Source organism: Pleomorphomonas koreensis DSM 23070 (genome assembly GCF_000425185.1).
Classification (GTDB): domain Bacteria; phylum Pseudomonadota; class Alphaproteobacteria; order Rhizobiales; family Pleomorphomonadaceae; genus Pleomorphomonas; species Pleomorphomonas koreensis.
This window is the reverse complement of the sequence record NZ_AULH01000016.1, coordinates 112,438-125,615: the sequence shown is the minus strand read 5'-3', so window position 1 is coordinate 125,615 and position 13,178 is coordinate 112,438. Positions and strand designations below refer to the sequence as shown.

General features: G+C 66.3%; 11 protein-coding genes and 1 tRNA gene. 10 read left to right on the top strand and 2 right to left on the bottom strand.

Annotation, left to right across the window (positions count from 1 at the left end; genetic code table 11):
- Positions 1–317 precede the first annotated feature (317 nt).
- The 4 genes from rpoD to H512_RS0114595 all read left to right on the top strand — a co-directional run bounded on the left by rpoD (position 318) and on the right by H512_RS0114595 (position 3,671).
- Positions 318–2,330 (top strand): RNA polymerase sigma factor RpoD, encoded by a 2,013-nt coding sequence (rpoD, locus tag H512_RS0114610; protein WP_026784082.1) that lies wholly within the window; start codon positions 318–320, stop codon positions 2,328–2,330.
- 210 nt (positions 2,331–2,540) lie between these two features.
- The gene (locus tag H512_RS0114605; protein WP_210162702.1) at positions 2,541–2,897 is read left to right on the top strand and encodes a DUF6693 family protein; all 357 of its coding nucleotides are present in this window, start codon (positions 2,541–2,543) and stop codon (positions 2,895–2,897) included.
- A gap of 79 nt (positions 2,898–2,976) precedes the next feature.
- A complete protein-coding gene (locus tag H512_RS0114600) occupies positions 2,977–3,261 on the top strand; it encodes an HlyU family transcriptional regulator (RefSeq protein WP_026784080.1) in 285 nt (94 codons plus the stop codon).
- Complete coding sequence (locus H512_RS0114595; protein WP_036791885.1) at positions 3,258–3,671, top strand: acyl-CoA thioesterase; 414 nt, start codon at positions 3,258–3,260, stop codon at positions 3,669–3,671. The genes H512_RS0114600 and H512_RS0114595 overlap by 4 nt, the downstream gene beginning before the upstream one ends.
- Before the next feature lie 136 nt (positions 3,672–3,807).
- Here the strand turns inward: H512_RS0114595 and H512_RS0114590 are convergent, their stop codons facing one another.
- Entirely contained in the window at positions 3,808–4,536 is a 729-nt protein-coding gene (locus tag H512_RS0114590; protein ID WP_026784078.1) for an SIMPL domain-containing protein, read from the bottom strand.
- A gap of 221 nt (positions 4,537–4,757) precedes the next feature.
- Between H512_RS0114590 and H512_RS0114585 the strand changes: the two genes are divergently transcribed.
- Positions 4,758–4,833 (top strand) — tRNA-Ile (locus H512_RS0114585).
- Between the two features lie 85 nt (positions 4,834–4,918).
- Here the strand turns inward: H512_RS0114585 and H512_RS24190 are convergent.
- Positions 4,919–5,980: a LacI family DNA-binding transcriptional regulator gene (locus H512_RS24190; RefSeq protein WP_210162701.1), complete on the bottom strand. Its 1,062-nt coding sequence runs from the start codon at positions 5,978–5,980 to the stop codon at positions 4,919–4,921.
- 259 nt (positions 5,981–6,239) lie between these two features.
- Here H512_RS24190 and H512_RS0114575 point away from each other — a divergent pair, with 259 nt between their 5' ends.
- The 5 genes from H512_RS0114575 (at position 6,240) to H512_RS0114555 (ending at position 12,931) form a co-directional block, all read left to right on the top strand.
- Positions 6,240–7,526: an extracellular solute-binding protein gene (locus tag H512_RS0114575; protein WP_026784077.1), complete on the top strand. Its 1,287-nt coding sequence runs from the start codon at positions 6,240–6,242 to the stop codon at positions 7,524–7,526.
- A 73-nt stretch (positions 7,527–7,599) separates the two neighbouring features.
- Complete coding sequence (locus tag H512_RS0114570) at positions 7,600–8,526, top strand: carbohydrate ABC transporter permease (RefSeq protein WP_210162700.1); 927 nt, start codon at positions 7,600–7,602, stop codon at positions 8,524–8,526.
- Position 8,527: 1 nt separating this feature from the next.
- Positions 8,528–9,367, top strand: coding sequence for a carbohydrate ABC transporter permease (locus H512_RS0114565; RefSeq protein WP_036791882.1), 840 nt, complete (start codon positions 8,528–8,530; stop codon positions 9,365–9,367).
- A gap of 17 nt (positions 9,368–9,384) precedes the next feature.
- Entirely contained in the window at positions 9,385–10,509 is a 1,125-nt protein-coding gene (locus H512_RS0114560; RefSeq protein ID WP_026784074.1) for an ABC transporter ATP-binding protein, read from the top strand.
- 49 nt (positions 10,510–10,558) lie between these two features.
- Positions 10,559–12,931: a glycoside hydrolase family 3 N-terminal domain-containing protein gene (locus H512_RS0114555; protein WP_026784073.1), complete on the top strand. Its 2,373-nt coding sequence runs from the start codon at positions 10,559–10,561 to the stop codon at positions 12,929–12,931.
- Positions 12,932–13,178: the final 247 nt, after the last annotated feature.

Sequence of the window (13,178 nt, the reverse complement as noted above, 5' to 3'; positions counted from 1 at the left end):
GGCGCGCCGGAAGCCGCCGTCCGCCAAGGCGAATCATCCCGAATCACCACATTCCCATCCGAATCACCCTTGCGGAATCCGTTTGCGCCGCTAAATAACCCTTTCCGGGGATTTTCGGCGGGTCGGCAACGGCCCGCCCATTTGGCTATGGCCTGACGGATGCCGTGCGCTTTGCGGGAGCGACAGGGTTAAGTCGGGCTTAATGCCTCAACCCTATTGGTAGCGCGATCTGCGGGCCGGGACCTTTTGGTCCCGCGGCGCGTTTGATCGACAGGCAGGCGCAGGCGTCAGGCGCCCGGCGGACGGCGGAGATGACTATGGCAACCAAGGCCACCGAAAACGACGAAGTCCAGGACACCGGCACCGAGGGTCCGGACGGTCCGCTTCTGGACCTCAGCGATGCCGCCGTCAAGCGGATGATCAAGCTCGCCAAGAAGCGCGGCTACGTCACCTATGACGAACTGAACGAGGTGCTGCCGTCGGACCAGAATTCGTCCGACCAGATCGAAGACATCTACGCGATGCTCTCGGACATGGGCATCAACGTCGTCGATTCCGAGGAGGCCGAGGAGCCGGTCGCCGACGACAGCCCCAGCGAGGAAGAGGGCGAGGCGGGCGAGCCCACCGGCACCGCCGTCGCCAAGACCACGACGACGCGCGAGCCGACCGACCGCACCGACGACCCCGTGCGCATGTATCTCCGCGAGATGGGCTCGGTGGAGCTGCTCAGCCGCGAGGGCGAGATCGCCATCGCCAAGCGCATCGAGGCCGGCCGCGAGGCGATGATCGCCGGCCTTTGCGAGAGCCCGCTGACCTTCCAGGCCATCATCTTCTGGCGCGACGAACTGAACGAAGGCAAGATCCTCCTGCGCGACATCATCGACCTCGAGGCGACCTATGCCGGACCGGACGGCAAGGGCGGCGCGCTGCCCTTCGAGGGCGGCGAGGAGGGTGCCGAGGACGGCGAGGCGGCGGACAAGCCGGCGCGCGCCGACGGCGAGGAGCGGCCGGAAGGCGAGGCGCCGGAAGGCGACATGATCGACGAGGACGACCTCGAGAACAACGTGTCGCTGTCGGCCATGGAAGCCGAGCTGAAGCCGAAGGTGCTGGAGACCTTCGACCGCATCGCCGAGAACTTCAAGAAGCTCAGGCGCCTGCAGGAGCAGCACGTCGAGAACCGCCTCAAGAACACCACGCTCAGCCCGTCGCAGGAGCGCCGCTACAAGAAGCTCGAGGAAGAGATCCAGGAGGACGTGAAGTCCCTGTCGCTCAACGCGGCGCGCATCGAGGCGCTGGTCGAGCAGCTCTACGACATCAACAAGAAGCTGATGGGCCACGAGGGCAAGCTGCTGCGCCTCGCCGAGAGCTACGGCGTCGGCCGCGAGGACTTCCTGCGCCAGTACCAGGGCTCGGAACTCGATCCCAACTGGATCCGCCGCGTCGCCTCGCTGGCCTCCAAGGGCTGGAAGGAATTCGTGGCGCGCGAGAAGGAGGGCATCCGCGAACTGCGCCAGACCATCCAGACGCTGTCGTCGGAGACCGGCCTCGAACCCGGCGAGTTCCGCCGCATCGTCCATCTCGTCCAGAAGGGCGAGAAGGAGGCGCGCATCGCCAAGAAGGAGATGGTGGAAGCCAACCTGCGCCTCGTCATCTCGATCGCCAAGAAATACACCAACCGCGGCCTGCAATTCCTCGACCTGATCCAGGAAGGCAACATCGGCCTGATGAAGGCGGTGGACAAGTTCGAGTACCGGCGGGGTTATAAGTTTTCAACGTATGCGACATGGTGGATCCGGCAGGCGATCACCCGCTCGATCGCCGACCAGGCGCGCACCATCCGCATCCCCGTGCACATGATCGAGACGATCAACAAGATCGTCCGCACCTCGCGGCAGATGCTGCACGAGATCGGCCGCGAGCCGACGCCGGAGGAGCTGGCCGAGAAGCTGGCGATGCCGCTCGAAAAGGTGCGCAAGGTGCTGAAGATCGCCAAGGAGCCGATCTCCCTCGAAACGCCGATCGGCGACGAGGAGGACAGCCACCTCGGCGACTTCATCGAGGACAAGAACGCCATCCTGCCGATCGACGCGGCGATCCAGTCGAACCTCAGGGAGACGACGACGCGGGTGCTCGCCTCGCTGACGCCGCGCGAGGAGCGCGTGTTGCGCATGCGCTTCGGCATCGGCATGAACACCGACCACACGCTTGAGGAAGTCGGCCAGCAGTTCTCGGTGACGCGCGAGCGCATCCGCCAGATCGAGGCCAAGGCGCTCCGCAAGCTCAAGCACCCGAGCCGCAGCCGCAAGCTCCGCAGTTTCCTCGACAACTGAGGAAGCATCTCCAGCGAAATCGGGACGGCGGGCCGCAAGGTCCGCCGTTTTGTTATTGACGGGCGGCACCTGCCTCGCTGCTGCGAACCGCTTGGGCATGGAAGTCGCGCATGTCACTTCCCGCCTTGTGATCTGCTCTCCGGGACTGGCGGACGCCGGCTCGACTCGCCGCTAAAGGCGTGCGATGGGTCTGGAACGCATGTGGAGGTGATGATGGGCGATCTGGCCGGAACGACGCGAATCGGGCGTCTTCGCTGCAACTTCGGGACGGTCGATGCGATCGGCGGTGCCATATTGTGGATCGTGCTGACCATCGTGACGCTGGGCATCGCCCTGGTGTTCTTTCCCTACTTCCTGAATCGCGCGGTCCTGAACAAGACCGAGCTGCTGAACGCGCAAGGCCAGCCGGTTGGCCGCCTGAACTGCCAGTTCGGCGTCGGCTCGTCCATCGGGCATGTGATCATCTGGCTTCTGCTGATCATCGTCACACTTGGACTTGCGTCGATTCTTTACGCCTATCGGGTCCTGCGGGTCGTTCTGAACGAGACCTACATAGAGTATTACTGAGCAGAGGGAGCGCTCGTCGCCTTGCCCTTCCGGAGCTGCCGCTCTATTCCTTGGGATATGCCAACAAGGAGGTAAGTCCATGTCGTTCCTGAAAAAGCTGTTCGGCCTCGGGGATAGCGCGCCCGCGGCGGAGAAGCCGGCCGAGACGCAGGACTACAAGGGCTTCAAGATCGCCGCGACGCCCTTCAAGGCCGAGGGGCAGTGGCAGCTCTGCGGCGTGGTCAGCCTCGAGGAGGACGGCGTCGTCCGCGAGCACCGCTTCATCCGCGCCGACAAATTCTCCGACGTCGAGCAGGCGCGGGAGATGGCCTTCGAGAAGGGGCGGCTGATCGTCGACCAGTTGGGCCGCTCGGTCTTCCAATGACCATCGAGGTCGAGGCGGTGGACGCCGATCGGCCGCGCGGCGAGCTTGCCATCCGCACCATCGCCATGCCGGCCGACACCAACGCCAACGGCGACATCTTCGGCGGCTGGCTGATGAGCCAGATGGATTCGGCCGGCGGCATGGCCGCCGTGCAGCGCTGCGGCGGCCGCGTGGTGACGGTGGCCGTCAACGCCATGGTGTTTCACCGGCCGGTGAAGGTGGGCGATATTCTCTGCGCCTACACCGATATCGTCCGCGTCGGCCGCAGCTCGATGCACATCCGCATCGAGGTCTGGGTGCGCCGCTTCATCTCCGACCTGCACGAGAAGGTGACCGAAGGCGAGTTCACCTATGTGGCGATCGACGACGCCGGACGGCCCCGGCCGGTCGATCCGCCGGCCGGGACCTGATGCAAACTTGCGAGGATGCCGGCGTCTCGGCGCGCCGCAGCCATTGCGGATTTCCCGGTCGCGCCGAGGGCACGAGAAATCCGCGCAGGACTATCGGCGGACCTTTCCAGGGACCGCCGACGGGGCGCCCGTCGCCTTACCTGGCCGCCGGCTCGATCTCCCAGGTGATGTTGACGGTGGCGCGGATGTCCTGCTCGCCGGCGGCGAACGGTACGGCGTCGGCCATCGACGCCGCCTTGGCCATCATCATCGGCACGGGCGGGCGGTCCTGGGCACCCTCGGAGACGGCGAGGATGCGCTTCAGCGTGAAGCCGCCGGTCTTGGCGTAGAGTTCGGCGCGCGTCTCCAGCGTCTTCATGGCGGCGACGCGGGCCTCGTCCATCAGGCTGTCCTGATCGTCGACGGTGAAGCTGACGCCGCGCACCTCGTTGGCGCCAACACGGATCACCTTGTCGAGCAGGCCGCCGGCTTTGGCGATGTCGCGCAGCTTGACGGTGACGGCGTTGGAGACGCGATAGCCGGTGATCTTCGGCGCTTCCTGCGTGCCATCGGCCTTCTGCGGCGGATAGACCAGCACCGGATCGATGGTGAAGCTGGAGGTGGCGATGTCGCGATCGGCGACGCCGGCGTCCTTCAGCGCGGCCAGCGTCTTATTCATCGCCGTATTGTTGGCGCCGAGCGCCGCATCGGCGGTCTCCGCTTCCTGCACCACGCCGAGCGACACGATCGCCGTATCCGGAGTGGCGCTGACGACGCCATCGGCCGAAAGGGTCAGCGTCGCCGTCGCGGCGTCGGCGGCGAAGGCCATGGCGGGCAGCAGCACGAGGCCGGCGGCGGCAAGGAGCGGGCGGGTGAAGGCGATCATCTCGGTCTCCGTAGGTTGCAGCCGCGCATGTCCACGCGGCTTTGGAGAAACGACAATCACCGACGATTGGGGCAGTTTCAAGAGGCGGACCAGCAGCCGAAAGGTGAATGTAACGCGCTCGTGCCACCGGCAAGCTCTTGAGCAGGCCCTGGTTTTCTGGCACAACCCGCGAGCCGCACCCGGCGCCGCCGCCTTTTTCGTTAAGGATGGCGCCCGCCGATGGGCCTGTAGCTCAATGGTTAGAGCCGGCCGCTCATAACGGTCTGGTTGCAGGTTCGAGTCCTGCCGGGCCCACCAATCTTTTCAACCGGTTATGTGACGCCGCGGCGTTTCTCGCCTTTCAGGTGTCTTTTCTCTGGATTTCGCCGTCTCGTCGCATCGGTCAGCGCAGCGAGGGCGCGGCGGCTGTCCGTGTCGCGGCATCGGCGCGGCGGCGGCCACGCAGCGCGACCGTCGATTCGCGGACGATCAGCTGGGTTGGCAGCACGATCTGCTCGGAGGGGGCGTCGAGCCCGGCGACCAGGGCGAGCAGCAGGTTGACCGAGGCGCGGGCCATCTGCTGCAGGGGCTGGCGCACGGTGGTGAGCTGCGGATGCAGCTGCGAGGCGATCGGGATGTCGTCGAAGCCGACCACCGAGATGTCGCCGGGCACGCTGAGGCCGGCTTCGCGGATGGCGGCGATGGCGCCGTAGGCGGAAATGTCGTTGGCGGCGAAGATGGCGGTGGGACGGTCGGGCAGGGCCAACAGCTTGTTGGCCGCCTCGAAGCCGCTCTTGCGCGAGAAGTCGCCGGTTACCTCGAGGTCGGGGTCGTAGGGCAGGCGCGCCTGGGCCAGCACGTCGCGATAGGCGCGGCGGCGGTCGCGCGCCGAGGTCAGGCGGTCGTTGCCGGAAATGAAGGCGATGCGGCGGTGGCCGAGTTCGATCAGGTGCTGCAGGGCCGAGCGGCCGCCCTGGTAGTTGTCGGCGGTGACCGACGGAAAGGCGGAAATGGCGCCCTGCTCGATGGTCACCACGGGAATGTGGGCCGAGACCACCGATTCCAGGTAATCCGACTCGTAAGGCAGGATAACGATGACGCCGTCGGCGATCTGGCGCAGCAGGTCGAGGATGGAACCCGGCGGCCGGCGGTCGCAGACCGGCAGCGAATAGACCAGCATCTCGTAATCGGCGGCGCGCGCCACCGCGCCCATGCCGAGCACGAGATCGCTGGTGAACGGGGTGTGCAGCTCGGCCACCACGGCGATGATGCGGGTGCGGGCGCCGCTGAGCTTCTGGGCAGCACGGTTGACGACGTAACCCATCTCGTCGGCGATGCGCAGGATGTCCTCGCGCTTCTCCGGCGAAACGCCCGGGCGGTTGTTGATCGCCCGCGAGGCCGTCATCAGGGAAACCCCGGCGACCTTGGCGACCTCGGCTAACGTTGGGTATTGTCGCTTCATCATTTGGTCGAATGGTTTCCGGGTATTGTCCCTGTTTGTCCGATGGCCCTTCCCCTGTCAACTGCGACGACGATGGCCGCTCCTTGAAAAGGCGCGGAAAACCGACGATCGCGGCCGGCAGCGGGGAGGGCGCCTCTCTTCAGCAAGGGCTCTTCCGGCGGTCCCGTCAACGGTCAACTGGTAGAGTTGACGCATGCCGACGTTAGCGCTAACGTTCAGCTGTCACCCGTTGCTGCCGCAACGTGCTTCTTGGGAGGAGAAGGTGTCTTCTAAACTCGCATCCAAACTTTCGGCGCTGGCCTGCGGCGCCGCCATGGTCGCCGTCGTTCCGTTCGCCGCTCATGCGGCCGACAAGGTCATCACGTCCTGGGACCTCCAGACCACCGCCGGCGCCGTCAAGGTGATCCGTGACGCCGCCGACCGCTTCGAGGCGGCCAACCCCGGCTACAAGGTCGAGGATACCCACATCCTCAACGACGCCTACAAGACCAAGATCAAGATCGCCTTCGGCGCCAACGAGCCGCCTTGCGTGTTCGCCTCCTGGGGCGGCGGTCCGTTCCGTGAGTATGTCGCCGCCAACCAGGTGGTCGATCTCACGCCTTATCTCGACAAGGACCCGGCGTTCAAGGAGCGCTTCGCTCCGGCCAGCTTCGGCGCGGTCACCGTCGACGGCAAGATCTACGGCCTGCCGGCCGAGAACACCGCCATCGCCGTGGTGTTCTACAACAAGGAAATGTTCGAGAAGCTGAACCTGACGCCGCCGAAGACCTGGGACGAGCTGCTCCAGGTGATCGACGTCCTCAAGAAGAACGACATCGCGCCCTTCGCCCTCGCCAACAAGAACAAGTGGACGGGCTCGATGTACTACGGCTACCTCGTCGATCGCATCGGCGGCCCCGAGGCCTTCGCCAAGGCGGCCCAGCGCAAGGACGGCGGCTCGTTCGCCGATCCGGTGTTCGTCGAGGCCGGCAAGCGTCTCCAGGAGCTGGTCAACCTCGGCGCCTTCCAGAAGGGCTACAACGGCCTCGACTACGACGTCGGCGGCTCGCGGCGCCTGCTTTACACCGGCAAGGCGGCCATGGAGCTGATGGGCACCTGGGAAGCCTCGACCATCGGCAACGAGAATCCCGAGTTCGCCAAGAAGCTCGGCTTCTTCCCGTTCCCGTCGGTTCCCGGCGGCAAGGGCGATCCGTCCGACCTGCTCGGCACGCTCGGCGACAACTTCGTCTCCGTCACCAACGCCTGCCCCGAGAAGGACAAGGCCGTCGACTTCATCAAGTTCCTGACCGACGATACCGCCGCCGCCGGCCGCGTGGCCGACTCGCGTCTGCCGCCGATCAAGAACCTCAAGGTCGACAATCCCTTCCTGCAGGAGGTTTCCAAGCTGGTCAGCGAAGCCAAGAGCGTCCAGCTCTGGTGGGACCAGGAGCTGCCGCCGAAGCTCGGCGAGCTGCACAAGGACACCTCGCAGGAGCTGTTCGGCCTGTCCAAGACGCCCGAGCAGGTGGCCGACGAGTTCGAGGCCGCCGCCAAGGCCGAGCTGAAGTAACCTCTCCTCCAGCAAACAACCCCGCCGACGGTCGCCGCCGGCGGGGCACCTATCTGAGGACCGGAGGATTCCCGTGACCGACATATCGACGCGTTCCGCCGCCGGCGGGGCGGGAGGGGCGGCATTGTCGCTCAGGAAGCTGGCGCCGGCCGTCTTTCTGGCGCCGGCCGTCCTGCTGCTCGCCGTCTACCTGCTCTATCCGCTGGTCGACAGCTTCCGTCTGTCGCTGCTCGACTGGAACGGGCTCGGGGAGAACGCGCGCTACGTCGGGCTGGACAACTGGAAGAAGCTCGCCACCGACACGCTGTTCTGGAAGGCCGCCTGGAACAACATCCTGCTGGCCGTCTTCTCGGTGGTGATCCAGATGCCGATCGCCGTGGTGCTGGCCGTCGTGCTCGACAACGCCGGCAAGGGCTCGCGCATCCTCAAGATCCTGTATTTCCTGCCGCTCTTGATGTCGTCGGTCGCCCTCGGCGTCCTGTTCAAATACTTCTACGACGTCAACTTCGGCCCGCTCAACGCGCTGCTCGACTATGTCGGCCTCGGCGCCTTTGCCCAGGACTGGCTCGGCGACACCCGTTTCGCGCTCGGGGCGGTGATCGCCGTCGTCTGCTGGCAGTACATCCCCTTCTACATGGTGCTGTTCATGGCCGGCCTCGCCTCGTTCCCGGCCGAAATCTCGGAAGCGGCCAAGCTCGACGGCGCGTCGGAGACGACCATCTTCTGGAAGATGAAGCTGCCGCACCTCAAGGGCACCTTCCGCACCGCCGTGGTGCTCTCGGTGATCGGCGCGCTCCGCTACTTCGACCTGATCTACGTGATGACCGGCGGCGGGCCGGAAGGCGCGTCGGAACTGATGGCCACCTACATGTACCGCAACGTCTTCTCCTCGTTCCAGCTCGGCTACGGCAGCACGGTGGCCTCGGCGATGTTCATCATCGTCATCCTGATCGCCTCGGTGCTGCTGCGCTTCTCCAAGCGCTTCGAGACGGAGGTCTGAGATGGCGTCGTCCACCACCGCCCGCATCGTCCGACCGGTCGCCGTCCCCGTGCTGGGCCTCATCTGGCTCGCCGTCACCACCATGCCCTTCCTGTTCATGGTGATGACCACCTTCAAGACGCAGCAGGAATCCTACTCGAGTTCGGTGTGGGCGCTGCCCGAGGCGCTCGACTTCGTCAACTATCGCGCCGTACTCGCCGGCCCCTTCCTCACCTATCTCAAGAATTCGGTGATGGTGGTGGGGATCTCGGTGACGCTGATCGTGCTGATCTCGGCCATGGCCGCCTTCGCCTTCGCCCGCATGCGCTTCCGCCTCAACGACGCGCTGTTCGGCCTCATCGTCGCCGGCATGATCGTGCCGATCCACATCACTCTGGTGCCGATCTACCTGATGACGCGCGACATGGGCCTCTACGACAGCCCGTTCGCGCTGGTCGGCCCCTATGTGGCGACCTCGCTGCCGATCTCGATCTTCATCCTCACCGAGTTCATGCGGCAGATCCCCAAGGAGCTGGAGGAGGCGGCGCGGCTCGACGGCTGCGGCCCGTTCGCCATCTTCTTCAAGGTGTTCTTCCCGCTGTCCGGGCCGGGCCTCTCCACGGTGGCGATCTACAACGCCATCATGCTGTGGAACGAGTTCATCTTCGCCTACGTGCTGACCTCGTCGACCAGCACCCGCACGCTGCCGCTCGCCATCTGGGACTACCAGGGCCAGTATTCCTCGAACATCCCGGCGATCCTCGCCGTCGTCACGCTCACCTCGCTGCCGCTGATCGTCGCCTATGCCTTCGGGCAGGAGAAGATCGTCAAGGGCATGATGGCCGGCTCGCTCAAGGGCTGAGGCTTCGGAGACACCCCATGACCAGCATCACCCTCTCCGGCGTCAACAAGTCCTTCGGCGCCAACTTCCCGGTCATCCGCGACGTCGACCTTGTGATCGACGACGGCGAGTTCTGCGTCTTCCTCGGCCCGTCGGGCTGCGGCAAGTCGACGCTCCTCAGGATGGTGGCCGGCCTCGAGACCGCCTATACGGGCGAGATCCGCATCGGCGAGCGCGCCGTCGACAAGGTGGAGCCGGCCGACCGCCAGGTCGCCATGGTGTTCCAGAACTACGCGCTCTACCCTCACATGAGCGTCTACGACAACATGGCCTTCGGCCTGCGCCAGGCGAAGACGCCCAAGGACGAGATCGAGCGCCGCGTCAAGGAAGCGGCGCGCATCCTGCAAATCGAGCCGCTGCTCGACCGCATGCCGAAGGCGCTCTCGGGCGGCCAGCGGCAGCGGGTGGCCATCGGCCGGGCCATCGTGCGCCAGCCGAAGGTGTTCCTGTTCGACGAGCCGCTCAGCAACCTCGACGCGGCGCTGCGCGTCCATATGCGCTCGGAAATCGCCACGCTGCACAGGAACTTCCCGGCGGCGTCGATGATCTACGTGACGCACGACCAGACCGAGGCGATGGCGCTCGCCGACAAGATCGTGCTGCTGCACGCCGGCAAGGACATGCTGAAGCACGGCTCGATCGCCCAGGTCGGCCGGCCGCTCGATCTTTACCACCAGCCGCGCAACCTGTTCGTCGCCGGTTTCCTGGGTTCGCCGACCATGAACTTCCTCGAGGCCACCTTCGTCGGACAGGAGGAGACCGGTGCCCGCGTCGCCCTGAAGAGCGGGGAGGACCTCACGGTGCCTGTCGACGGCTCGACGCTCGCCTCCGGCGCGTCGGTGACGCTCGGCGTGCGGCCGGAGCATCTTGCCCCGGTGGCCGCGGCGGCTACCCAGACGCTGACGCGCCAGGTGAGGGCGGTCGAGCATTTCGGCGAATACAGCTTCGTCTACCTCGATGGCGGCGCGGCGCCACTGATCGCCAAGGTGCCGGGCGACGGCGGCCTCAAGGCCGGCGACAGCGCCAGCTTCGCGGCGCCCGCCTCATGCTGCCACCTGTTCGACGGCGACGGCATCGCGCTCCCCCGCCGCGACAGCCTCTGACCTTCCCCGGATCATCATCAGGACGGCCGACCGGCCGAAAGAGCCCATCATGACCTTCGTTTACCAGGACCCCGCCCAGCCGATCGAACGCCGCGTCGCCGACCTCCTCGGGCGCATGACCATCGACGAGAAGATCGCCCAGATGCACGCCGTCTGGCTGGTGCTCGACGAGCACGGCAAGCATCGCCCGCGCACCGAGGACGCCTTCATCGGTTCGTCCGACGAGAACACGCTGACCGACATGCTGAAGAAGGGCCTCGGCCAGATCACCCGGCCGCTCGGCACCCGCTCGATCGACCCGGCGGCCGGCGTCAGGGCGCTCAACAGCCTGCAGAAGTTCCTCGTCGAGGAAACGCGGCTCGGCATCCCGGCGATCAGCCACGAGGAATGCCTGTCCGGCACCATGGCGCGCGGCGGCACGCTGTTCCCGTCGTCGCTCGCCTATGGCGCCACCTGGAATCCCGAGCTGATCGAAGAGGTCGGCCGGATCATCGGCGACGAGGTGCGGTCGATCGGCGGCCACCAGGGTCTGGCGCCGGTGCTCGACGTTGCCCGCGACGCCCGCTGGGGCCGCACCGAGGAGACCTTCGGCGAAGATCCCTATCTGGTCGGCGTGATGGCCACCCGCTACGTGCGCGGCATGCAGGGGCCGAAGCGCGACTTCCTCGCCACGCTGAAGCACTATGCCGGCCACTCCTTCTCGGAAGGCGGCCGCAACCACGCGCCGATCCATCTCGGCTGGCGCGAACTGAACGACATTTTCCTGCTGCCGTTCGAGATGGCGGTGAAGCTGGCCAACGCCGGCTCGGTGATGCCGGCCTACCACGACATCGACAACGAGCCGAGCCATGCCTCCAAGCACCTCCTGACCGAGGTGCTGCGCGAGGACTGGGGCTTCGACGGCCTCGTCGTCGCCGACTACATCGGCGTCAGCCTGCTCTACCAGCACCATGGCCTTGCCTCCAACCAGGCCGAGGCGGCGGCGCTGGCCTTCAACGCCGGCCTCGATCAGGAACTGCCGGGCGAGGACTGCGCCACCCACCTGCGCGAGGCGCTCGACCGTGGCCTGATCACGCCCGAGAAGATCGACGAGATCGTTGCCCGCGTACTGACCGAGAAGTTCCGCCTCGGCCTGTTCGAGAAGCCCTATGCCGATGATCAGGCGATCCGGCTGCAGACGCCGGAGGCGGTGAGCCTTGCCCGCCGGGTGGCCGAGCAGTCGGTGACCATCCTCGACAACAACGGCATCCTGCCGCTCGATCCCAGGAAGAAGATCGCACTGATCGGCCCGGCCGCCGACGACCCGCTGGCCCTTTTGGGCGATTATTCCTTCCCGGTTCACCTGATCCTCTCCGACGCCAACGAGAGCGCCGGCCCGGTGGTGACGCCGCGCGCCGCCTTCCAGGCCGCCGCCGGCAGCGCCAACCTGATCTACGCCCGCGGCTGCAACATTCTCGACGAGCGCAAGGCCGGCGCGCCGGTGTTCCCCGGCGACGTCGACGACAGCGCCGCCGTCGAGCAGGCGTCGTCGCTGTCCACCCGCACCGACATGATCGCCGACGCCGTCGAGGCGGCCAGGGCGGCCGATGTCGCCATCGTCTGCGTCGGCGACCTCTCCGGCATCTTCCAGACCGGCACGGTGGGCGAGGGCTCGGACGCCGACTCGCTCGACCTGCCGGGCGTGCAGCAGCAGCTTCTCGAGGCGGTGGTCGCCACCGGCACGCCGGTGGTGGTGGTGCTGTCGTCGGGCCGGCCCTACAATCTCGGCGGCCTCGAGGACAAGCTGGCGGCCCAGGTGTGGACCTTCTTCGCCGGCCAGGAAGGCGGCAACGCGCTGGCCGATGTGCTCACCGGCAAGGTCGAGCCGTCCGGCCGGCTGACGCTGTCGGTGCCGCGCGGCGTCGGCGCCGCGCCCTATTTCTACAATCACAAGCTCAAGAGTTCCGGCACGCCGATCGCCCGCCATTTCGGCAGCCAGTATCCGTTCGGCCACGGCCTCAGCTACACCAGCTTCGCCTTCGAGGACCTGACATTCAAGTCCGGCAAGGTGGACGTGGAGACCGGCGACATCGTCGTCAGCTTCACGGTGAGGAACACCGGCGACCGCAAGGGCGTCGCCGTGCCGCAGCTCTACATCCGCGACGTGCTCGCCTCGGTGGTGCGGCCGGTCAAGGAGCTGAAGGCATTCGGCCGCGTCGAGCTTCTGCCGGGCGAGGCAAAGCGCGTCACCTTCACCGTGCCCGTGGACATGCTGTGCTTCACCGGCCCCGAAGGCTATCGCGTCGTCGAGCCGGGGGAGCACGAGGTGCAGCTCGGTGCCTCCAGTGCCGACATCCGTCTCCGGGCCAAGGTCGAGGTCACCGGCAAGACGCGCAAGCTGCCGAAGGCCTGGCGCATGGAGAGCACCTCTACCATCGCCTGAATTGTACGACAAAAAAGCCACTCCGCCGGGGGGAACCACCTCCCCGGCGTGACTTACGCCTTGTCAATGAATCGTTTCGATAGGATAGTTGGCGAAGAGGAATTCAGGATTCACGAGGGATGATCGTCGCTTGACGTTCCCTCAGTCGATTTCCGGTGGCGGTGACTCCCGCGCCACCGGAGAACGCGCGGTCGCTTCCCAACCGCGCATCACGCCCCCCGGCGTCGAACGCGAGGCGGACCTCCCT

What these genes read in the sequence shown, in the direction of transcription:
- H512_RS0114595 (WP_036791885.1), top strand. Translation starts at nt 3,258, where the DNA reads ATGACCATCGAGGTCGAGGCGGTGGACGCCGATCGGCCGCGCGGCGAG.
- H512_RS24190 (WP_210162701.1), bottom strand. Translation starts at nt 5,980, where the DNA reads ATGATGAAGCGACAATACCCAACGTTAGCCGAGGTCGCCAAGGTCGCC.
- H512_RS0114590 (WP_026784078.1), bottom strand. Translation starts at nt 4,536, where the DNA reads ATGATCGCCTTCACCCGCCCGCTCCTTGCCGCCGCCGGCCTCGTGCTG.
- H512_RS0114560 (WP_026784074.1), top strand. Translation starts at nt 9,385, where the DNA reads ATGACCAGCATCACCCTCTCCGGCGTCAACAAGTCCTTCGGCGCCAAC.
- H512_RS0114605 (WP_210162702.1), top strand. Translation starts at nt 2,541, where the DNA reads ATGATGGGCGATCTGGCCGGAACGACGCGAATCGGGCGTCTTCGCTGC.
- rpoD (WP_026784082.1), top strand. Translation starts at nt 318, where the DNA reads ATGGCAACCAAGGCCACCGAAAACGACGAAGTCCAGGACACCGGCACC.
- H512_RS0114600 (WP_026784080.1), top strand. Translation starts at nt 2,977, where the DNA reads ATGTCGTTCCTGAAAAAGCTGTTCGGCCTCGGGGATAGCGCGCCCGCG.
- H512_RS0114555 (WP_026784073.1), top strand. Translation starts at nt 10,559, where the DNA reads ATGACCTTCGTTTACCAGGACCCCGCCCAGCCGATCGAACGCCGCGTC.
- H512_RS0114565 (WP_036791882.1), top strand. Translation starts at nt 8,528, where the DNA reads ATGGCGTCGTCCACCACCGCCCGCATCGTCCGACCGGTCGCCGTCCCC.